The organism is Thermus sp. (assembly GCF_037444525.1).
Taxonomy (GTDB): domain Bacteria; phylum Deinococcota; class Deinococci; order Deinococcales; family Thermaceae; genus Thermus.
Genome location: NZ_JBBIMD010000124.1, coordinates 1 through 15,826, shown reverse-complemented (window position 1 = coordinate 15,826; position 15,826 = coordinate 1). Strand labels below are relative to the sequence as shown.

Here is a 15,826-nt window from a genome sequence, read left to right as displayed (position 1 = left end):
TGAAGGGTTTTGCCGAGGTGCAGGAGGTGTTGGAAGGGATGCTTCGGGAAAGGTATGCCCCCCGTACACAGACGCTTACACATAAATCTTGACACGACCCAAGGCGGCCCCCCCATACCCCACGGCCAGCTGGTAGGAGCCGTAAAAGAGCGAGACCCCCACCAGGCCGAAGCTAAGGAGGACGGGGAGGTCTCTAGGGGCCACGCAGACCTGGCGGAGAAGAGCGGCGTGGAGGGCAAAACAGGCCCAGGCCAGAAGGGCGCGGAAAAAAGCCACCGTGAGGGGGGTCACCCCTTCGGCAAAGGCCACCCGGCTCACCGGGCCCAAAAGCCCCCAAAGGGAAGCGGCCAGGAGAAGGTAGAAGTAGCCCATGCTGAAAAGTGTATAATCCCCCCGGTGCCCGAAGGAGGCCTATCATGAGCGCACGAACCCTTTTCGCCCTGGTCTTCCTCCTCCTCCTTGGCCTGTTCACCTGGCTCAACTGGGGGGAGATCACCCGCCCCGCCGTCCTCTCCCTGGGCCTCACCCGGGTGGAGGCCCCCCTGGGGGTGGTGCTGGTGGTGGCTCTCTTCCTGGTAACCCTGCTCTACCTCCTCTTTACCATCGGCCTGGAGACCGCAGCCCTCCTGGAGGTAAAGCGCTACGCCCGGGAGCTCCTCCACTACAAGAAGCTGGCCGAGGACGCTGAGGGAAGCCGCTACACCGAGCTCAAGCGCTACCTGGAGACAGAGCTCGCTCAGCTAAAAGAGGCGGAAAAGGAGGAGATCCGGGCCTTGGAGGCCCGCCTGGTGGAGATTCTGGAAAAGCACGGGAACACCCTGGCCGCCTACATCGGCGAGCTGGAAGACCAGCTCCTTAGGCTCCTCAAGCGGGAATAGAAAACCCCCGCCCGCGGGCGGGGCCTGGGGTCTTCTTGCGTTTAAGTACCCTTGCCCTCCTTGGGCCCCCCACCGAAGCTTTCGCTTCGGCGGGGCATTTAGTCCACCAGCTCCACCAGGGCCAGGGGCGCCCCGTCCCCCCGGCGGCGCTCCGCCAACTTGAGGACGCGGGTGTACCCCCCGGGGCGGTCCTGGTACCTGGGGGCGATCTCGTCAAAGAGCTTCCGCACCAGCTTCACGTCCTGCAGGTCCCTAAGGACCAGGCGGCGGGCGTGCAGGTCCCCTCGCTTGGCCAGGTGAATGAGGTGGTCCACAAAGCCGGTGAGCTCCTTGGCCTTGGGAACGGTGGTGGTGATGCGGCCATGGATGAGAAGGCTCTTGGCCTGGTTGCGGAAAAGAGCCAGGCGGTGGGAAGAATGGCGGTTCAGTTTGCGGCCGGACTTGAGGTGGCGCATGGTCTCACTCCTTCAGGGTAAAGCCCCGCTTCTCCAGGGCCTCGCGGATCTCCTCCAGGCTCCTCTCCCCGATGCCGGGGATGTTCTTCAAGTCCTTGAGGTTCAGGGCCAGAAGGGCCCGCACGGACTCAATCCCCTCCTCTTTGAGGCTGTGGAGGACCCGGGTGGAAAGCCCAAGCTCCTCCAGGGGCAGGTCCAGCTCCTCCTCCTTCTCTTCGGACTTGGGGGCCGGGGCCTCCTCGGGCAGCGCGGTGGTTTGGGGGTTGGCGAAGTAGGAGAGGTGCTCCCTCAAGATGCTCACCGCCTGCTCCAGGGCTTCCATGGGGGTGATGGACCCATCGGTCCAGATGCGCAAGGTGAGCTTGTCCAGGTCCGTGCGCTGGCCTAGGCGGGTATCCTCCACCTGGAAGGCCACCCGGCGCACCGGGGAGAAGATGGCGTCCACGGGGATGGCGTTGATGCGGTCCTTGGTGTTGTGGCGCTCCGCGGGCACGTAGCCCACCCCCCGGTCCACCCGCACCTCCATGTGGAGCTTTCCGCCCTCCTCCAAGGTGGCAATGGGCAGGTCGGGGTTCAGGATCTCCACGTCCGGCTGGGGGATGAAGTCCGCCGCCCGCACCACCTTCGGGCCTTCCGCCTTGAGAAGGAGGGTGGCGGTCTGCATCTTGGGGTCCAGGAAGCGGACCACCAGCTCCTTAAGGTTCAGGACGATCTCCACCACGTCCTCCTTAACCCCGGGGATGGTGGAGAACTCGTGGAGGACGTCCTCAATGTAGACGCTGGTGACCGCGGTGCCCGGAATGGAGGAGAGGAGGATGCGCCTTAGGGGGTTTCCCAGGGTCACCCCGAAGCCCCGCTCCAGGGGCTCGAGGACGAACTCCCCGTACTCCCGCCCCTGGGTGCGCACGGTAAAGACCGGGGCTTTCAGCTTGCTCTCTAACATAGCCCTCCTCTACCTGGAGTAGAACTCAATCACCAGTTGCTCGTTCACCGGCAGGGCCAGGTCCTCCCGGTCGGGAAGGCGGAGGAACTTGCCCTTCATGGCCTCCACGTCCAAGGAAAGCCAAGGCCCCACCTTGCGGCCCTTCATGGCCTCGAGGTTTTGGCGGATGAAGTCCAGGTTCCGGCTCCCCTCGGCGATGGCGATCTCGTCCCCCGGCTTTACGCGGTAAGCGGGCAGGTCCACCCGGCGGCCGTTCACGGTGATGTGCCCGTGGCGGACCATCTGCCGGGCCTGGCGGCGGCTTTGGGCAAAGCCTAGGCGGTAGACCACATTGTCTAGCCTGGACTCCAAAAGCCCCAGGAAGACCGTGCCCGTGACGCCCTTCTTGCGGCTCGCCTCCTCAAAGAGGTTCCTAAACTGGGTTTCCGAGATGCCGTAGATGCGGCGGAGCTTCTGCTTTTCCCTGAGGCGCACCGCGTAGTCGGAGGGACGGCGGGCCCGCTTCTGGCCGTGCTGGCCCGGGGGGTAGGGCCGGCGCTCCATGGCGCACTTGGGGCTGTAGCAGCGCTCCCCCTTCAGGTAAAGCTTCACACCCTCCCGGCGGCAAAGGCGGCAAACTGGTCCAATGTAACGACCCATCTTCTCCTCTCCTTACGAAGCCTTGCGGAACTTCTTCTTGGGGCGGCAGCCGTTGTGAGGCACAGGGGTGTCGTCCACGATGGACTTCACCTGGAGGCCGGAAGCCTGCAAGGCCCGGATGGCCTGCTCCCGGCCCGCCCCGGTGCCCCGGACGATGACGTCCACGCTCTGCATGCCGTAAGCCATGGCCTTTTTGGCCGCGTCCATGGCCGCAAGCTGGGCGGCGTAGGGGGTGCCCTTCTTGGTACCCTTGTAGCCGATCACCCCGCCCGAGGACCAGGTGATGGGATTGCCGTCCGGGTCGGTGATGGTGACGATGGTGTTGTTGTAGGAGGCGTGGATGTAGGCTTTGCCGCTGGCGACTTGGCGCTTGATCTTTTTCTTGGCGGTTTTCCTGGCCATACTCTCCCTCTATGGAGTATCTGCTGGCCCAGCCCTACTTCCTGGGGGCCTTCTTCTTGCCGGCCACGGTCTTCCGGGGACCCTTGCGGGTGCGGGCGTTGGTGCGTGTGCGCTGGCCCCTCACGGGAAGGCCCCGGCGGTGCCTCAGGCCCCGGTAGCAGCCGATGTCCATGAGCCGCTTGATGTTGGCGGCCACCTCCGCGCGGAGCTCCCCTTCCAGCTTCCAGGTGTTCTCCACGTACTCGCGCAGGCGGACCACCTCGGCCTCGGTGAGGTCCTTCACCCGGGTGGCGGGGTTAATCCCCGTCTTCTCCAAAGCCTCCTTGGCCCGCGCCGGCCCCACCCCGTAGATGTAGGTGAGGGCCACGTCCACCCGCTTGTTCCTCGGAATCTCTACCCCTGCAATCCTCGCCACACTCGCCTCCTTAGCCCTGACGCTGCTTGTGCTTAGGGTTCTCGCAGATCACGTACACCCGGCCGTGCCGGCGCACCACCTTGCACTTCTCGCACATCCTCTTGACCGAAGCCCGTACCTTCATCTCGCCTCCTACTTCCTGTAGACGATCCGTCCCCGGGTGGGGTCGTAGGGCGTGATCTCCACCACCACGCGGTCCCCGGGCAGGATGCGGATGTAGTGCATGCGCATCTTGCCGGAGATGTAGGCCAAAATCTCCGGCCCCGAGTCCAGCTTCACGCGAAAGGTCGCGTTGGGAAGCGCCTCGGTAATCACGCCCTCTGCCCGAATGGTGTCCTTCTCCTTCGCCATACCCTACCTCGCCCGCACCAGGGGCCTCCCGGTGAGAAGCTCCGGGCCCTCTTCCGTCACCAAAACGGTGTTCTCGTAGTGGGCGGCGAGGTTGCCCTTGCCGGCGCTCGCCGTCCAGCCATCTTCCAATATTACCACAGGGGCTGGCCTTAGGGTCACCATGGGCTCCAGGGCCAGGGTCATGCCCGGGCGGATCTTGGGGCCGGTGCCGGGTTTGCCGAAGTTGGGGAACTTGGGGTCCTCGTGGATCTCCCGCCCCACCCCGTGGCCCACGAACTCCCGCACCACCCCATAGCCCCGGCTCTCCAAAAAGGTCTGCACCGCATGGCCCACGTCCCCGGTGCGGTAGCCAGGCCGAAGGTATTTAAACCCCTCCCAAAAGGCCTGCTCCGTGTCCCGGATGAGCCGTTCCGCCTCCGGGGAAACCCGGCCCACGGGGAAGGTGCGGGCCATGTCCGCGGCGAAGCCCCCGTAGATGAGGCCCACGTCCACGGAGAGGATGTCCCCTTCCTTCAAGGGCTCGTCGGAGGGGATGCCGTGGACCACCACCTCGTTCACCGAGGTGCACAGGGTGGCGGGGAAGCCGTAGAGCCCGAGAAAGGCCGGTTTGGCCTTCCGCCTCTTGATGGCCTCGTAGGCGATACGGTCCAGCTCCTTGGTGGTGATGCCGGGCTCCACGTGGCGGCCCACCTCCTCCACCACCTCGGTGAGGAGGGCGCCTGCCTCCCGCATGCGCTCAATCTCCCAGGGGCTTTTCAGCTTAATGGCCATCAGATCCCCAAGGCGGCCCGGATGCGGGCGTAGACCTCATCGGGGGTACCGAGGCCGTCCACCCGCCTAAGCACGCCCCGCTCCTCATAGTAGCGCACCAGGGGCTCGGTCTTTTCCCGATAGACCTCGAGGCGGCGGCGGATGGTCTCCTCGTTGTCGTCTGCGCGGCCCTCCAGCTCCGCCCGCTTGAGCATCCGCTTGGTGAGCTCCTCCTCCGGCACCTCCACCAGCACCACCCCAAGAAGCCGCATCCCCGTCTGCTGAAGGAGCTCGTCCAGGGCCTCCGCCTGGGGTAGGGTACGGGGAAAACCGTCCAGGATCACCCGCTCGGCGAGCTCCTCCCGGATGAGGGCCAGGATCAGGTCATCGGGCACCAGGTCACCCCGCTCCATGATGGGGCGCACCCGTTCCCCCAAGGGGGTCCTTCGGGCCACGTGGTCCCGGAGGATGTCCCCTGTGGAGAGCTTCTTAAACCCCAGTTCCTCCGAAAGCCTAGCCGCCTGGGTGCCCTTCCCCGCCCCGGGCGGTCCCAAGAAGATCACCGCTTCCCCCATGGCTGCCTCCTAGCGGGTGCGGCCGCGGATGCGGCCCTTGGAGAGGAATCCCTCGTAGTTCCTGAGCATCAGCTGGCTTTCCACCTGCCTCAGGGTGTCCAGGGCCACCCCCACCACGATGAGGAGCCCTATCCCAGAGAAGGCGATGCTCTGCACCCCGGTAATGTTCTGGATGATCTGGGGCAGGGCGGCCACCAGGCCCAGGAAGAGGGCCCCCCACAGGGTGAGGCGGGAGACGATGTGCTCCAGGAACTTCACCGTGGGTTCCCCCGGGCGGATGCCGGGGATGAAGCCGCCGTACTCCCGAAGGCTTTCCGCGATGCGCTTAGGGTCAAACTGCACCGCGGTGTACACGTAGGTGAAGAGGACAATGAGGACCACCTCTATAAGGAGGCCTGAGAGGTGACGGGGGTTGAAGAAGTTGGCGATGGCCTGGAGGACGGGGCTATCCTGGAAGGGGGCGGTAAGGAAGATGGGGATCTGGAGGATGGCCGCGGCGAAAACGATGGGGATGACCCCGGCGGCGTTCAGCTTGATGGGGATGTAGGTGGCCTGCCCCCCATACACCCGGCGGCCCACCACCTTGCGGGCGTACTGGACGGGGATACGCCTTTCCGCCTGCTGCACCGCCGCCATCCCGGCAAAGGCCAGGACGATGAAGGCCAGGAAGAAGAGGAAGGCCACCAGGTTCACCTCCCCCGTGCGGATAAGGCCCACGGTGCGCAGAAGCTGGGGCAGCCAGTCCACCACGATGCCAGCAAAGATGATCATGCTGGTGCCGTTGCCGATGCCGTACTCCGTGATGCGCTCCGCCATCCAGAGGAGGAGGGCGATGCCCGCCACCTGGGTGACCACCACCACCATCCAGAAGAAGGGCCCCGGGGACCAGCCGGGGAGGAGGAACCGCCCCCCTTCGGCCCCCAGGAAGGCCGTGGCCAGGAAGAAGCCCTGGAAGGCCCCCAGAGCGATGCCGCCGATGCGGGTGTACTGGTTGATGATGCGGCGGCCCTCCTCCCCCTCCTTGGAGAGCTTCTCCAGGGCCGGGACCACCGTGACCAAAAGCTGCATGATGATGGCCGCGGTGATGTAGGGCATGATCCCCAAGGCGAAAATGGAGAAGCGCTCAAAGTTTCCGCCGGAGAAGAGGTTGATGATGCCGAACACCCCGCCCTGGGTGGTGCGCAAAAACTCCTGGATCTTGTCCAGGTCCACCCCCGGGGTGGGGATGAAGGCCCCCAGGCGGTAGGCGGCCAGCACCAAGAGGGTGAAGAGGATGCGCTGGCGGAGCTCGGGGATCTGGAGGGCGCTCCGGAAGGCCTTCAGCATCTTAGGCCTCCAGAAGGACGGGCTCGCCGCCCGCGGCCTTCAGCTTCTCTAGGGCGCTCTTGGAGAAAGCGTGGGCCACCACCTTAAGGGGCTTGGCCTCCCCTTCCCCTAAGACTTTAAGCCGGTACCCCTTCTTGAGGAGGCCCGCTTGCACCAGAAGTTCCGGGGTCACCTCCCCCTCAAAGCGGGCGAGGTCCTTGAGGTTCACCCCCTGGTACTTGGGCCGCTTGATCTCCCCGGGCACCTGGCCCTGCATCCCCCGCTTGGGCAGGCGCATCAGGGTGGTGGAGCGCCCGCCCTCAAAGCGCCGGGGGTCCTTAAGCCCGCCGGAGCGGGACTTCTGGCCCTTGTGGCCGCGGGTGGCCGTCTTGCCGTGCCCGGAGCCCGGCCCCCGGCCCACGCGTTTGCGCCTCTTGTTGGCCCCTGGGTTGGGCTTGAGATCCGAAAGCTTCATTCCAGCACCTCCACCTGGAGAAGGTGGCGAACCTTCTCCACGTTGCCCCGGATGGCGGGGGTATCCTCCAGCACCCGCTCCTTTTGCAGGCGGGTAAGCCCCAGGGCCTTAAGGGCCGCCTTCTGGTCCTTGGGGTAGCCGATGGGGCTTTTCACCAGCTTGACCTTGAGCTTGGGCATCACTCCTCCTTGCCCTTCCTAAGACGGGCCACGTCGTCCTTGGTCCTGAGCTGGCGCAGGGCCTCAAGGGTGGCGTAGGCGATGTTGATGGGGTTGCGGCTCCCCAGCTCCTTGGTGAGGATGTCCGTCACCCCAGCAAGCTCCAGGATGGCCCGGGGCACCGCCCCCGCGATCACCCCGGTGCCGGGGGCCGCGGGCTTGAGGAGGATCTTGGAGGCCCCGTACTCCACCTCCACCTCGTGGGGGATGGTGCCGTTCAGAAGGGGCACCTCCACCATGTTGCGGCGGGCGTAGTACCCCGCCTTCTGCACCGCCAGGGGGACCTCCTTAGCCTTGCCCAGGCCCAGGCCCACCCGGCCCTGCCGGTCCCCCACCACCACCAGGGCGCCGAAGCGGAAGCGGCGGCCGCCCTGGTAGGTCTTGGCGGTGCGCCGCACCAGGATCATCTTTTCCTCAAAATCGGTCTCGGGCATGGTCCCTCCTTAGAACTCGAGGCCACCCTCCCGGGCCCCCTCGGCCAGGGCCTTCACCCGGCCGTGGTACTTGTAAGGCCCGCGGTCAAAGGCCACCTGCTTGATCCCCTTGGCCAAGGCCTTCTCCGCCAAGGCCCGCCCCACCTGCCGGGCCACCTCGGTCTTGGGGCCCTTCAGCTTCAGGGCCAGGCTCGAGGCGGCCACCAGGGTCTCCCCCTTCTCGTCGTCAATGATCTGGGCGTAGATATGGTTCAGGCTGCGGAAAACGGAAAGCCTAAGGCGCCCGGAGCGCTTAATGCGGTTGCGCACCCGGAACTTCCGACGCTCAAAAGCGGTTAGCCGTGCCATGCCTCCTCCTACTTCTTGGCCCCAGCCTTACCGGGCTTGAGGCGGATGGGCTCACCCGCGTAGTAGATGCCCTTCTCGTGGTAGGCGCTGGGCTTCTTGATGGCCCTGAGGTTGGCCGCCACCTGGCCCACCTTCTGCTTGTCTATGCCCAAAATCCGGATCTTGGTGGGCTCGGGTACCTCAAAGGTGATCCCCTCCGGAGGCTCCACCACCACGGGGTGGCTGAAGCCCACGGAGAGCTCCACCGCCCGCCCCACGAGCCGGGCCCGGTACCCGATGCCCTTGATGAGGAGCTCCTTCACGTAACCCTCGGCCACGCCCTTCACGGCGTTGGCGATGAGGGTGCGGGTAAGGCCGTGGAGGCTCTTGTGGCGGCGGTCGTCCGAGGGGCGCTCCACCCGGATTACGCCATTCTCCACGGCGATCTTCATCTCAGGGCTCACGGGCACGGAAAGCTCGCCCTTGGGGCCTTTCACCTTCACCAGCCCCGGGGCCACCTCCACGGTCACCCCTTTGGGCAGGGGAATGGGCATCTTACCGATCCTAGACATCACCACACCTCGCAGATGAGTTCCCCGCCCACGCCGAGCTTCCTCGCCTCGCGATCGGTGAGGACGCCCTTGGAGGTGGAGAGGATGGCGATCCCCAAGCCCCGGCGCACCCGGGGGATCCCCTTAGCCCCCACGTACACCCGTCTACCCGGCTTGCTGATGCGGCGGATGTGGTTGATGACCTGCTCAGGCCGGGGGTCAAGGCCCTGGCGCCTAGGGCCGTACTTGAGGTGGATGCGCAAGACGGGCTTGCCGTCCACCTCCACCCGCTCGTACCCCTTGATGAAGCCCTCCCGCGCCAGGATCTTGAGGATCTCCTCCTTGAGGCGGGAGGCGGGCACCTCCGTGCTCTCCTTGTAGACCCGGGTGGCGTTCCTAATCCGGGTCAGCATGTCGGCGATGGGGTCCGTCAGCATTTCCTTTCTCCTTTTACCTACTTGCCCTGGGCCGTGCGGTCTCGAGGGAATCCCCCCGACCGGCCACCGCCCTACCAGCTGGCCTTCCTCACCCCGGGCAACTGCCCCTTATGCGCAAGTTCCCTGAGGCAAAGCCGGCAGAGGCCGAAGTAGCGGTAGACGCTCCTGGCCCGCCCGCAGCGCACGCACCGGGTGTAGGCCCGCACCTTGAACTTAGGGGTCCTTTTGGCCTTCTCAATCAGCGCTTTTCTCGCCATCTCGCCCTCACTTACGGAAGGGGAAACCCAGAAGCTCCAAGAGGGCCCGGGCCTCTTCGTCGGTCTTGGCGGTGGTGACCACCGCGATGTCCATCCCCCTTAGGGCATCCACCATATCGTAGGTGATCTCGGGGAAGATGAGCTGCTCCCGAAGGCCCAGGTTGTAGTTCCCCCGGCCATCAAAGCTGTTGGGGTTCACACCCCGGAAGTCGCGGATGCGGGGTAGGGCCACGTTGAGGAGCTTCTCCAGGAAGATCCACATCCGGTCTCCCCTAAGGGTCACCCTTAGGCCGATGGGCATCCCCTTACGGAGCTTAAAGTTGGAGATGGACTTCTTGGCCCGGGTGATGGCGGGCTTCTGACCGGTGATGAGGGCCAGTTCCTTAGCGGCCTTCTCCAGGATACGGGCATCCTCCTTGGCCTCGCCCAGGCCCTGGTTCACCACCACCTTCTCCAGGCGGGGCACCTCCCAGATGTTCTGGTACCCATAGCGGCGGATGAGCTCGGGCCGGACTTCCTCGTAGTACTTCTTCTTCAGGGCCACTTCCAGAGGCATCTCATTCCTCCACGTCTAAAACGCCGCCGCACTTGGCGCAGGCCCGCACCTTACGGCCGTCTTCCAGGAACTTCTTGCGCACCCGGGTGGGCTTGCCGCAGGAAGGACAGATGGGGCGCACCTTGGAGGCGTGCAGAGGGGCCTCCTGCTCCACGAACCCGCCCTGGGGGTGCTTGGGGCTGGGGCGCACCGCCTTCTTGACGAGGTTCACCCCTTCCACGATGACCGCATACTTCTTGGGCAGGACCTGCTTCACCTTGCCTATCCGCCCCTTGTACTTCCCAGAGGCCACCAGGACGGTGTCCCCCTTTTTCACGTGTAGCTTGGGCTGCATCAGAGCACCTCCGGCGCCAGGGAGACAATTTTCATGAAGCCCTTCTCCCTGAGCTCCCGGGCCACGGGGCCGAAGACCCGGGTTCCCCTGGGTTCCAGCTGGTTGTTGATGATGACCGCGGCGTTGTCGTCAAAGCGGATGGCGGACCCGTCGGGGCGCTTGACCTCCTTCTTGGTGCGCACCACCACCGCCTTCACCACGTCCCCCTTCTTCACCGCGGCCCGGGGGATGGCCTCCTTGACGCTGGCCACGATGATGTCCCCCACGGTGGCGTACTTGGCGTTGCTCCCCTTGAGCACCCGGATGCACATGATCTTGCGGGCCCCGGTGTTGTCGGCCACCTCCAGGTAGGTCTGGGGCTGGATCATGCCTTACCTCCGCGCTTTGAGAGGCTCTGATAGTTCTGGCGGCGGACCAGGTACTTCTCCACCAGGTCCATCCGGCCCTCCTCCACCCGGCGCAGGACGCGGAAGCGCTTGCGCTTGGAGATGGGGCGGGCCTCGATGATCTCCACCACGTCCCCCACCTTGTACTCCTCGTTGGGGTCGTGGGCCAGGTACTTTTTGGAGCGCCGGATGACCTTACCGTAGAGGGGGTGGGGGAACTGGCGCTCCACCAAGACCGTGACGGTCTTCTGCATCTTGTCGCTCACCACCACCCCGGTCAGCACCTTCTTAGGCATTCTGCCTCCTCTTCTCGTTCCAGACCGTGAGGAGCCGGGCGATCATCTTGCGGGCTTCCCGGATCTTGTGGTTCTGGGAAAGCTGCCCGATGGAGGCCTGGAAGCGGAGCTCCATGAGCTCCCGCTTCTTCTGCCGGATAAGCTTCTCAAGCTCCTGGGGAGAGAGCTTCCGCGCCTCCTCCAGGGCCTTCTTGACCTCACTGAGCTTCATCGTAGGCGTCCCTCCGCACGATCTTGGTCTTGATGGGGAGTTTGTGGCCGGCGATGCGCAGGGCCTCGAGGGCCTGCTCCTCCGTGACCCCCGCCACCTCAAACATCACCCGGCCCGGCTTCACCACGGCCACGTACCCCTCCACGTTGCCCTTACCCTTACCCATCCGCACCTCCAGGGGCTTCTTGGTGTAGGGCTTGTCGGGGAAGATGCGGATGAAGATCTTCCCGCCCCGCCGGAAATGCCGCACCATGGCCACACGGGCAGCCTCAATCTGCTGGGAGGTGATCCAGGCGGGCTCGAGGGCCACGAGGCCATAGTCCCCGAAGGCCACGTAATCCCCACCCTTGGTGGCCCCCTTCATGCGGCCACGGTGCTGCTTCCGGTACTTCATGCGCCTGGGCATCAGCATGGCCTACTCCTCCTTCTTCACGCGCACGGCCGGGCGGCGGCGGCGGGGCCGCTCCTCCCCTTTCGGGGCCTCAGGGCGGGCCTTGGGCTTCTGGCCGCCGATTACCTCGCCCAGGAAAACGTACGCCTTGACCCCCAGCACCCCATAGGTGGTGCGGGCCAGGGCAAAGCCGTAGTCTATGTTAGCACGCAGGGTGTGGAGGGGCACCCGGCCCTCCGCAGCCCACTCGGTGCGGGCCTGCTCCGCCCCGCCGATGCGGCCGGAAACGATGACCTTGGCCCCCTTGGCCCCGGACTCCATGACCCGCTGCACCGCCTGCTTGATGGCCCGGCGTACGGCGAAGCGCCTTTCAATCTGCTCCGCCACCCGCTGGGCCACCAGGGGTGCGGAGAGGTTGGGGTTATGGATCTCCTGGACGTTAAGGGCCACGTTCTTGCCGGTGAGCTTAGAGAGCTGGTCGCGAAGGACCTTGATCTTCTCCCCGCCCCGGCCGATGACCACCCCGGGCTTGGCCACGTGCACCGTCACCGCCACGTTGTCCGCTGCCCGCTCAATGTCAATGCGGGCTAGGCCCGCGGGGTAGAGCTCCTTGGTGAGGAACCCACGGATCTGCTGGTCCTCCAAGAGGAGGTGGCGGTACTGCTTCTTGCCCGCGTACCAGCGGGACTCCCAATCCCGGGTAATGCCGAGCCGAAAACCGATGGGGTGGATTTTATTTCCCATGCTTCTCCCCCAGGATAATGGTGATGTGGCTGGTCCTCTTCTTGATGATGTCCGCCCGGCCCCGGGCCCGGGGCAGGACCCGCTTGAGGGCAGGCCCCTCGTCTACGTAGGCCGCCTTTACGTAGAGGCGGTCCTCCAGCATGTCGTGGTTGTTGATGGCGTTGGCGGCGGCGGACTCCAGCACCTTGGCCACGTGGTAGGCCCCCCGCTTTGGGGTGTAGCGGAGGATGTTGCGAGCCTCCTCGAGGCTCTTTCCCCGGATCAGGTCCACCACCAATCGGACCTTCCTTGGGGCGATGCGCACATATCGGGCAATGGCTTTCGCTTCCATGGCTACTTCTTCTTGGTGGCCTTGGCCTCTTTGCCGTGCCCCCGGTAGGTGCGGGTGGGGGCGAACTCACCCAGCTTGTGGCCCACCATGTTCTCGGTGATGTAGACGGGCACGTGCTGCTTGCCGTTGTAGACGGCAATGGTGTGGCCAACCATCTCTGGGACGATGGTGGAGCGGCGGCTCCAGGTCTTGATGAGCCGCTTCTCGCCCTTGGCGTTCAGCTCCAGCACCTTCTCCAGGAGGTGGCCATCTACAAAGACGCCCTTTTTCAAGCTACGCGGCATACCTCACCTCACTTCTTGCGCCGGGCGATGATGAAGCGGCTGGAGGGCTTGCGGCGCTTCCGGGTCTTAAGCCCCTTGGTCTGCCAACCCCAGGGAGAAGCGGGGGGACGGCCCCGGGGAGCCCGGCCCTCACCACCGCCGTGGGGGTGGTCCACGGGGTTCATGGCCGCACCGCGCACGTGGGGCTTGCGCCCAAGCCAGCGGCTACGCCCAGCCTTGCCCAGAACGATGTTCTTGTGGTCCGCATTGCCCACCGCCCCCACGGTGGCGTAGCACTCCCCGTGCACTTTGCGGAGCTCCCCGGAGGGTAGGCGCAGGACCACGTAGTCCCCTTCCCGGCCTTGGATCTGGGTGCTGGTCCCGGCGGAACGGGCCAGCTTGGCCCCCTTTTTGGGCTCCAGCTCCACGGCGTGCACCACGGTACCCACGGGGATGAAGCGTAGGGGCAGGGCGTTGCCCACGGCGATGGGGGCATCGGGGCCCGCCACCACCTGCTGGCCCACCTTTAAGCCCTCAGGAGCGATGATGTACCGCTTCTCCCCATCGGCGTAGTGGAGGAGGGCGATGCGGGCGGAACGGTTGGGGTCGTACTCTATGGCCGCCACCTTGGCGGGGATGCCCGCCTTATCCCAGCGCTTGAAGTCAATGATGCGGTAGAGCCGCTTATGCCCACCCCCCCGGAAGCGCACGGTGATGCGGCCCTGGTTGTTCCGCCCACCCGTCTTCTTCAGGGGCTTGACCAGGGACTTCTCCGGCTCGGTCTTGGTGATCTCGGAGAAGTCCGCCACCGTCATGAAGCGGCGGCTCGGGGTGTAGGGTTTGAACTTCTTAACTCCCATCGGCTTCCTCCCTCCGGATCGGGGCCCGGGCCCCCCTTCCCGGATGGTCCTTTAGATGAGGCCCTCCAAGGCCTCGATCTTCTGCCCGGGGGCCACCTGCACGATGGCCTTCTTGCGGTCGGGACGCCGGCCCATGTAGCGGCCCAGGCGCTTCTTCTTGCCCCGAACCTTGAGGGTATTCACCCCCACCACCTTGACCTTAAAGGCCTCCTCCACCGCGTTTTTGATCTCGGTCTTGGTGGCCTTGGGGTGGACCCAAAAGGTGTACTTCCCCTCGGCAAAGCCCGCATAGGCCTTCTCCGAGAGCACGGGGGCCAGGATCACGTCGTAGGCGGTCTTCATGCCTCACCCCCCAAGCGGGCCTGGAAAGCCTGCCAGGCCGCAAGGTCCATGACCAAGCGCTCGGTGCGCAGGATGTCGTACACATTTAGGCCCTCAGGGGCCAGGGTGACCACCCAGGGCAGGTTGCGGGCCGCCCGGCGCACCTTCTCGTCCTGGGCCACCAGGAGCATTGTCTCCTCCCCGGTGAGCCCCGCCCCCTTGGCCCAGGCCAAAAACTCCTTGGTCTTGCCGTTCACCCCGGGAAAGTCCTCCACCAAGAGGAGCTTGCCCTCACGGGCCCGGTCGGCCACGGCCATGGCCAGGCCCGCCTTCCGCATCTTCTTGGGCAGGGTGTAGCTGTAGTCCCGGGGCTTGGGCCCGAAGACCGTCCCCCCCCCTACGAAGATGGGCGCGCCGATGTCGCCGTGGCGAGCCCGACCCGTGTGCTTCTGGGGGTAGATCTTGCGGCTGGAGTAGGCTACCTCCCCCCGGGTCTTGGTGCTGGCCGTGCCCCGGCGGCGGATCGCCAGCTGCCAGCGCACCACCTCCCAGAGCAGGTGGGGGTTGATCTCCGTCGGCAGCTCGGCGGAAAGCTCCCGGGTGCCAGAAGAGGAGAGCACAGGAATCTGGTACACCATGTCCTCCTTCATCACTTGGCCACCTTCTTGGTCTCGCGCACGATGAGGAGGCCCCCATTGGGCCCAGGTACCGCGCCCTTGACCAGAAGGAGGTTCTCCTCGGGGATAACGTCCACCACCTCGAGGTTCACCACCGTAACCCGCTCCGCCCCGTAGCGGCCCGCCATGCGCTTGCCCTTATAGACCCGGCCCGGCGTCTTGCGGTTCCCAATGGAACCAGGGTGGCGGTGGATCTTGTGGGCGCCGTGGGAGTCGGGCCCGCCTGCAAAGTTCCAGCGCTTCATCACGCCCGCGGTACCCCGCCCCTTGGAGGTCCCGGTGATGTCCACCCGCTCCCCAGGCTGGAAGATGTCCACGGTCACCACGTCCTTCTCGGGGTTGAAGTCCCGGATCTCCCTAAGGATGCGCACCGGCTCCACCCCTGCCTTGGCGAAGTGGCCCTTCATGGGGCGGTTGACCCGCTTGGGGTTCTGAGCCAGGAAGCCCAGCTGGACCGCGGTGTAGCCGTCCTTCTCAGGGGTGCGGCGCTGGACCACCGGGCAGGGGCCCGCCAGGATCACGGTGACGGGGATGGCCCGGTCATCCTTATAGATGCGGGTCATGCCCACCTTGGTGCCCAGGATGCCCTTCACCTGCCACCTCCCACGGTCTTGATCTCAATCTCCACCCCGGTGGGAAGGTCCAGGGACATGAGGCTCTCAATGGTCTTGCGGTTGGGGTTGATGATGTCCACGAGGCGGTTGTGGGTGCGGAGCTCAAAGTGCTCCCGGGAGTCCTTGTGCTTGAAGGGCCCCCGGATCACGGTGAAGCGGCGCACCCGGGTGGGTAGGGGCACAGGGCCGGAGACCTGGGCCCCAGAGCGCCGGGCGGCCTCCACGATCTTCTGGGCCGAGGCGTCCAGGGTCTTGTGGTCAAAGCCCCGCAGCTTGATGCGGATCTTGGGCATGCTTCACCTCACTCCAGGATCTTGGTGACCACGCCGGCGCCCACGGTCCGCCCACCCTCCCGGATGGCAAACCGAAGCCCCTCCTCCAACGCCACCGGCTTGATCAGCTCCACCGTAAACGTCACATTGTCCCCAGG

General features: G+C 65.4%; 33 protein-coding genes and 1 pseudogene. 1 reads left to right on the top strand and 33 read right to left on the bottom strand.

From position 1 onward, the window contains the following. Window positions 1–75: 75 nt before the first annotated feature. Window positions 76–372 carry an EamA family transporter gene (locus WKI94_RS12185; protein ID WP_337845984.1) on the bottom strand — a complete coding sequence of 99 codons (297 nt, stop codon included), beginning with the start codon at window positions 370–372 and terminating at the stop codon, window positions 76–78. Between the two features lie 44 nt (window positions 373–416). Here WKI94_RS12185 and WKI94_RS12180 point away from each other — a divergent pair, with 44 nt between their 5' ends. After that, window positions 417–878 (top strand): DNA cytosine methyltransferase, encoded by a 462-nt coding sequence (locus WKI94_RS12180; RefSeq protein ID WP_337845983.1) that lies wholly within the window; start codon window positions 417–419, stop codon window positions 876–878. A gap of 98 nt (window positions 879–976) precedes the next feature. Here WKI94_RS12180 and rplQ read toward each other — a convergent pair whose 3' ends face one another. The 32 genes and pseudogenes from rplQ to tuf form a co-directional block, all read right to left on the bottom strand. Beyond that, a complete protein-coding gene (rplQ, locus tag WKI94_RS12175; RefSeq protein ID WP_337845982.1) occupies window positions 977–1,333 on the bottom strand; it encodes a 50S ribosomal protein L17 in 357 nt (118 codons plus the stop codon). Between the two features lie 4 nt (window positions 1,334–1,337). Beyond that, window positions 1,338–2,276 (bottom strand): DNA-directed RNA polymerase subunit alpha, encoded by a 939-nt coding sequence (locus WKI94_RS12170; protein ID WP_337845981.1) that lies wholly within the window; start codon window positions 2,274–2,276, stop codon window positions 1,338–1,340. Window positions 2,277–2,285: 9 nt separating this feature from the next. Then, on the bottom strand, window positions 2,286–2,915 hold the full coding sequence (gene rpsD, locus WKI94_RS12165) for a 30S ribosomal protein S4 (RefSeq protein WP_016328577.1): 630 nt from the start codon (window positions 2,913–2,915) through the stop codon (window positions 2,286–2,288). A gap of 12 nt (window positions 2,916–2,927) precedes the next feature. After that, the gene (rpsK, locus tag WKI94_RS12160; RefSeq protein WP_337845980.1) at window positions 2,928–3,317 is read right to left on the bottom strand and encodes a 30S ribosomal protein S11; all 390 of its coding nucleotides are present in this window, start codon (window positions 3,315–3,317) and stop codon (window positions 2,928–2,930) included. 34 nt (window positions 3,318–3,351) lie between these two features. After that, window positions 3,352–3,732, bottom strand: a complete 381-nt coding sequence (gene rpsM / locus WKI94_RS12155) for a 30S ribosomal protein S13 (protein ID WP_015718087.1) — start codon at window positions 3,730–3,732, stop codon at window positions 3,352–3,354. 10 nt (window positions 3,733–3,742) lie between these two features. After that, entirely contained in the window at window positions 3,743–3,856 is a 114-nt protein-coding gene (gene rpmJ, locus WKI94_RS12150) for a 50S ribosomal protein L36 (RefSeq protein ID WP_003043944.1), read from the bottom strand. Window positions 3,857–3,864: 8 nt separating this feature from the next. Next, on the bottom strand, window positions 3,865–4,083 hold the full coding sequence (infA, locus tag WKI94_RS12145) for a translation initiation factor IF-1 (RefSeq protein ID WP_016328575.1): 219 nt from the start codon (window positions 4,081–4,083) through the stop codon (window positions 3,865–3,867). A gap of 3 nt (window positions 4,084–4,086) precedes the next feature. Continuing rightward, the gene (map, locus tag WKI94_RS12140; RefSeq protein ID WP_337845979.1) at window positions 4,087–4,854 is read right to left on the bottom strand and encodes a type I methionyl aminopeptidase; all 768 of its coding nucleotides are present in this window, start codon (window positions 4,852–4,854) and stop codon (window positions 4,087–4,089) included. Further along, window positions 4,854–5,408, bottom strand: coding sequence for an adenylate kinase (locus WKI94_RS12135; RefSeq protein ID WP_337845978.1), 555 nt, complete (start codon window positions 5,406–5,408; stop codon window positions 4,854–4,856). The genes map and WKI94_RS12135 overlap by 1 nt, the downstream gene beginning before the upstream one ends. Window positions 5,409–5,417: 9 nt before the next feature. After that, entirely contained in the window at window positions 5,418–6,734 is a 1,317-nt protein-coding gene (secY, locus tag WKI94_RS12130) for a preprotein translocase subunit SecY (RefSeq protein ID WP_337845977.1), read from the bottom strand. A gap of 1 nt (window position 6,735) precedes the next feature. Continuing rightward, window positions 6,736–7,188, bottom strand: a complete 453-nt coding sequence (gene rplO, locus WKI94_RS12125; protein ID WP_337845976.1) for a 50S ribosomal protein L15 — start codon at window positions 7,186–7,188, stop codon at window positions 6,736–6,738. Beyond that, window positions 7,185–7,367 carry a 50S ribosomal protein L30 gene (gene rpmD, locus WKI94_RS12120; RefSeq protein WP_337845975.1) on the bottom strand — a complete coding sequence of 61 codons (183 nt, stop codon included), beginning with the start codon at window positions 7,365–7,367 and terminating at the stop codon, window positions 7,185–7,187. The genes rplO and rpmD overlap by 4 nt, the downstream gene beginning before the upstream one ends. Beyond that, window positions 7,367–7,840 (bottom strand): 30S ribosomal protein S5, encoded by a 474-nt coding sequence (rpsE, locus tag WKI94_RS12115; protein ID WP_337845974.1) that lies wholly within the window; start codon window positions 7,838–7,840, stop codon window positions 7,367–7,369. Before rpsE ends, rpmD begins: the two co-directional genes overlap by 1 nt. Before the next feature lie 9 nt (window positions 7,841–7,849). Then, window positions 7,850–8,188 carry a 50S ribosomal protein L18 gene (gene rplR, locus WKI94_RS12110; RefSeq protein WP_337845973.1) on the bottom strand — a complete coding sequence of 113 codons (339 nt, stop codon included), beginning with the start codon at window positions 8,186–8,188 and terminating at the stop codon, window positions 7,850–7,852. Window positions 8,189–8,196: 8 nt separating this feature from the next. Further along, window positions 8,197–8,739, bottom strand: a complete 543-nt coding sequence (rplF, locus tag WKI94_RS12105) for a 50S ribosomal protein L6 (protein ID WP_337845972.1) — start codon at window positions 8,737–8,739, stop codon at window positions 8,197–8,199. Further along, complete coding sequence (gene rpsH / locus WKI94_RS12100) at window positions 8,739–9,155, bottom strand: 30S ribosomal protein S8 (RefSeq protein ID WP_337845971.1); 417 nt, start codon at window positions 9,153–9,155, stop codon at window positions 8,739–8,741. Before rpsH ends, rplF begins: the two co-directional genes overlap by 1 nt. Before the next feature lie 71 nt (window positions 9,156–9,226). Further along, a complete protein-coding gene (locus WKI94_RS12095) occupies window positions 9,227–9,412 on the bottom strand; it encodes a type Z 30S ribosomal protein S14 (RefSeq protein WP_038048041.1) in 186 nt (61 codons plus the stop codon). Between the two features lie 7 nt (window positions 9,413–9,419). Continuing rightward, entirely contained in the window at window positions 9,420–9,968 is a 549-nt protein-coding gene (gene rplE / locus WKI94_RS12090; RefSeq protein ID WP_337845970.1) for a 50S ribosomal protein L5, read from the bottom strand. A gap of 1 nt (window position 9,969) precedes the next feature. Continuing rightward, window positions 9,970–10,302, bottom strand: coding sequence for a 50S ribosomal protein L24 (gene rplX, locus WKI94_RS12085; protein WP_337845969.1), 333 nt, complete (start codon window positions 10,300–10,302; stop codon window positions 9,970–9,972). After that, window positions 10,302–10,670 (bottom strand): 50S ribosomal protein L14, encoded by a 369-nt coding sequence (rplN, locus tag WKI94_RS12080; protein ID WP_337845968.1) that lies wholly within the window; start codon window positions 10,668–10,670, stop codon window positions 10,302–10,304. Before rplN ends, rplX begins: the two co-directional genes overlap by 1 nt. Beyond that, window positions 10,667–10,984, bottom strand: a complete 318-nt coding sequence (gene rpsQ / locus WKI94_RS12075) for a 30S ribosomal protein S17 (protein WP_337845967.1) — start codon at window positions 10,982–10,984, stop codon at window positions 10,667–10,669. Before rpsQ ends, rplN begins: the two co-directional genes overlap by 4 nt. Continuing rightward, window positions 10,977–11,195, bottom strand: coding sequence for a 50S ribosomal protein L29 (gene rpmC / locus WKI94_RS12070; RefSeq protein ID WP_337845966.1), 219 nt, complete (start codon window positions 11,193–11,195; stop codon window positions 10,977–10,979). Before rpmC ends, rpsQ begins: the two co-directional genes overlap by 8 nt. After that, window positions 11,182–11,607: a 50S ribosomal protein L16 gene (gene rplP / locus WKI94_RS12065; RefSeq protein ID WP_337845965.1), complete on the bottom strand. Its 426-nt coding sequence runs from the start codon at window positions 11,605–11,607 to the stop codon at window positions 11,182–11,184. The genes rpmC and rplP overlap by 14 nt, the downstream gene beginning before the upstream one ends. A gap of 3 nt (window positions 11,608–11,610) precedes the next feature. After that, window positions 11,611–12,330, bottom strand: a complete 720-nt coding sequence (gene rpsC, locus WKI94_RS12060) for a 30S ribosomal protein S3 (protein WP_337845964.1) — start codon at window positions 12,328–12,330, stop codon at window positions 11,611–11,613. Beyond that, complete coding sequence (gene rplV, locus WKI94_RS12055; RefSeq protein ID WP_337845963.1) at window positions 12,320–12,661, bottom strand: 50S ribosomal protein L22; 342 nt, start codon at window positions 12,659–12,661, stop codon at window positions 12,320–12,322. The genes rpsC and rplV overlap by 11 nt, the downstream gene beginning before the upstream one ends. Before the next feature lie 2 nt (window positions 12,662–12,663). Further along, on the bottom strand, window positions 12,664–12,945 hold the full coding sequence (rpsS, locus tag WKI94_RS12050) for a 30S ribosomal protein S19 (protein ID WP_337845962.1): 282 nt from the start codon (window positions 12,943–12,945) through the stop codon (window positions 12,664–12,666). 8 nt (window positions 12,946–12,953) lie between these two features. After that, window positions 12,954–13,784 (bottom strand): 50S ribosomal protein L2, encoded by an 831-nt coding sequence (gene rplB, locus WKI94_RS12045; protein ID WP_337845961.1) that lies wholly within the window; start codon window positions 13,782–13,784, stop codon window positions 12,954–12,956. A gap of 51 nt (window positions 13,785–13,835) precedes the next feature. Continuing rightward, window positions 13,836–14,126, bottom strand: coding sequence for a 50S ribosomal protein L23 (locus WKI94_RS12040; protein ID WP_016328555.1), 291 nt, complete (start codon window positions 14,124–14,126; stop codon window positions 13,836–13,838). After that, window positions 14,123–14,755 carry a 50S ribosomal protein L4 gene (gene rplD / locus WKI94_RS12035; protein WP_337845960.1) on the bottom strand — a complete coding sequence of 211 codons (633 nt, stop codon included), beginning with the start codon at window positions 14,753–14,755 and terminating at the stop codon, window positions 14,123–14,125. The genes WKI94_RS12040 and rplD overlap by 4 nt, the downstream gene beginning before the upstream one ends. Further along, window positions 14,755–15,375, bottom strand: coding sequence for a 50S ribosomal protein L3 (gene rplC / locus WKI94_RS12030; RefSeq protein ID WP_337845959.1), 621 nt, complete (start codon window positions 15,373–15,375; stop codon window positions 14,755–14,757). The genes rplD and rplC overlap by 1 nt, the downstream gene beginning before the upstream one ends. Further along, the gene (gene rpsJ / locus WKI94_RS12025) at window positions 15,372–15,689 is read right to left on the bottom strand and encodes a 30S ribosomal protein S10 (RefSeq protein WP_337845958.1); all 318 of its coding nucleotides are present in this window, start codon (window positions 15,687–15,689) and stop codon (window positions 15,372–15,374) included. The genes rplC and rpsJ overlap by 4 nt, the downstream gene beginning before the upstream one ends. A gap of 8 nt (window positions 15,690–15,697) precedes the next feature. Beyond that, a pseudogene (gene tuf / locus WKI94_RS12020) lies at window positions 15,698–15,826 on the bottom strand (elongation factor Tu); the annotation flags it as partial.

What these genes read in the sequence shown, in the direction of transcription:
- rplP (WP_337845965.1), bottom strand. Translation starts at nt 11,607, where the DNA reads ATGCTGATGCCCAGGCGCATGAAGTACCGGAAGCAGCACCGTGGCCGC.
- secY (WP_337845977.1), bottom strand. Translation starts at nt 6,734, where the DNA reads ATGCTGAAGGCCTTCCGGAGCGCCCTCCAGATCCCCGAGCTCCGCCAG.
- rpsK (WP_337845980.1), bottom strand. Translation starts at nt 3,317, where the DNA reads ATGGCCAGGAAAACCGCCAAGAAAAAGATCAAGCGCCAAGTCGCCAGC.
- rplR (WP_337845973.1), bottom strand. Translation starts at nt 8,188, where the DNA reads ATGGCACGGCTAACCGCTTTTGAGCGTCGGAAGTTCCGGGTGCGCAAC.
- WKI94_RS12040 (WP_016328555.1), bottom strand. Translation starts at nt 14,126, where the DNA reads ATGAAGACCGCCTACGACGTGATCCTGGCCCCCGTGCTCTCGGAGAAG.
- rpmC (WP_337845966.1), bottom strand. Translation starts at nt 11,195, where the DNA reads ATGAAGCTCAGTGAGGTCAAGAAGGCCCTGGAGGAGGCGCGGAAGCTC.
- rplX (WP_337845969.1), bottom strand. Translation starts at nt 10,302, where the DNA reads ATGCAGCCCAAGCTACACGTGAAAAAGGGGGACACCGTCCTGGTGGCC.
- map (WP_337845979.1), bottom strand. Translation starts at nt 4,854, where the DNA reads ATGGCCATTAAGCTGAAAAGCCCCTGGGAGATTGAGCGCATGCGGGAG.
- rpsD (WP_016328577.1), bottom strand. Translation starts at nt 2,915, where the DNA reads ATGGGTCGTTACATTGGACCAGTTTGCCGCCTTTGCCGCCGGGAGGGT.
- rplF (WP_337845972.1), bottom strand. Translation starts at nt 8,739, where the DNA reads ATGTCTAGGATCGGTAAGATGCCCATTCCCCTGCCCAAAGGGGTGACC.
- WKI94_RS12170 (WP_337845981.1), bottom strand. Translation starts at nt 2,276, where the DNA reads ATGTTAGAGAGCAAGCTGAAAGCCCCGGTCTTTACCGTGCGCACCCAG.
- rpsS (WP_337845962.1), bottom strand. Translation starts at nt 12,945, where the DNA reads ATGCCGCGTAGCTTGAAAAAGGGCGTCTTTGTAGATGGCCACCTCCTG.
- rplE (WP_337845970.1), bottom strand. Translation starts at nt 9,968, where the DNA reads ATGCCTCTGGAAGTGGCCCTGAAGAAGAAGTACTACGAGGAAGTCCGG.
- rplQ (WP_337845982.1), bottom strand. Translation starts at nt 1,333, where the DNA reads ATGCGCCACCTCAAGTCCGGCCGCAAACTGAACCGCCATTCTTCCCAC.
- WKI94_RS12095 (WP_038048041.1), bottom strand. Translation starts at nt 9,412, where the DNA reads ATGGCGAGAAAAGCGCTGATTGAGAAGGCCAAAAGGACCCCTAAGTTC.
- WKI94_RS12180 (WP_337845983.1), top strand. Translation starts at nt 417, where the DNA reads ATGAGCGCACGAACCCTTTTCGCCCTGGTCTTCCTCCTCCTCCTTGGC.
- rplD (WP_337845960.1), bottom strand. Translation starts at nt 14,755, where the DNA reads ATGAAGGAGGACATGGTGTACCAGATTCCTGTGCTCTCCTCTTCTGGC.
- rpsQ (WP_337845967.1), bottom strand. Translation starts at nt 10,984, where the DNA reads ATGCCTAAGAAGGTGCTGACCGGGGTGGTGGTGAGCGACAAGATGCAG.
- rplO (WP_337845976.1), bottom strand. Translation starts at nt 7,188, where the DNA reads ATGAAGCTTTCGGATCTCAAGCCCAACCCAGGGGCCAACAAGAGGCGC.
- rplN (WP_337845968.1), bottom strand. Translation starts at nt 10,670, where the DNA reads ATGATCCAGCCCCAGACCTACCTGGAGGTGGCCGACAACACCGGGGCC.
- infA (WP_016328575.1), bottom strand. Translation starts at nt 4,083, where the DNA reads ATGGCGAAGGAGAAGGACACCATTCGGGCAGAGGGCGTGATTACCGAG.
- rpmD (WP_337845975.1), bottom strand. Translation starts at nt 7,367, where the DNA reads ATGCCCAAGCTCAAGGTCAAGCTGGTGAAAAGCCCCATCGGCTACCCC.
- rpsJ (WP_337845958.1), bottom strand. Translation starts at nt 15,689, where the DNA reads ATGCCCAAGATCCGCATCAAGCTGCGGGGCTTTGACCACAAGACCCTG.
- WKI94_RS12135 (WP_337845978.1), bottom strand. Translation starts at nt 5,408, where the DNA reads ATGGGGGAAGCGGTGATCTTCTTGGGACCGCCCGGGGCGGGGAAGGGC.
- rplB (WP_337845961.1), bottom strand. Translation starts at nt 13,784, where the DNA reads ATGGGAGTTAAGAAGTTCAAACCCTACACCCCGAGCCGCCGCTTCATG.
- rpsH (WP_337845971.1), bottom strand. Translation starts at nt 9,155, where the DNA reads ATGCTGACGGACCCCATCGCCGACATGCTGACCCGGATTAGGAACGCC.
- WKI94_RS12185 (WP_337845984.1), bottom strand. Translation starts at nt 372, where the DNA reads ATGGGCTACTTCTACCTTCTCCTGGCCGCTTCCCTTTGGGGGCTTTTG.
- rpsE (WP_337845974.1), bottom strand. Translation starts at nt 7,840, where the DNA reads ATGCCCGAGACCGATTTTGAGGAAAAGATGATCCTGGTGCGGCGCACC.
- rpsC (WP_337845964.1), bottom strand. Translation starts at nt 12,330, where the DNA reads ATGGGAAATAAAATCCACCCCATCGGTTTTCGGCTCGGCATTACCCGG.
- rplV (WP_337845963.1), bottom strand. Translation starts at nt 12,661, where the DNA reads ATGGAAGCGAAAGCCATTGCCCGATATGTGCGCATCGCCCCAAGGAAG.
- rpmJ (WP_003043944.1), bottom strand. Translation starts at nt 3,856, where the DNA reads ATGAAGGTACGGGCTTCGGTCAAGAGGATGTGCGAGAAGTGCAAGGTG.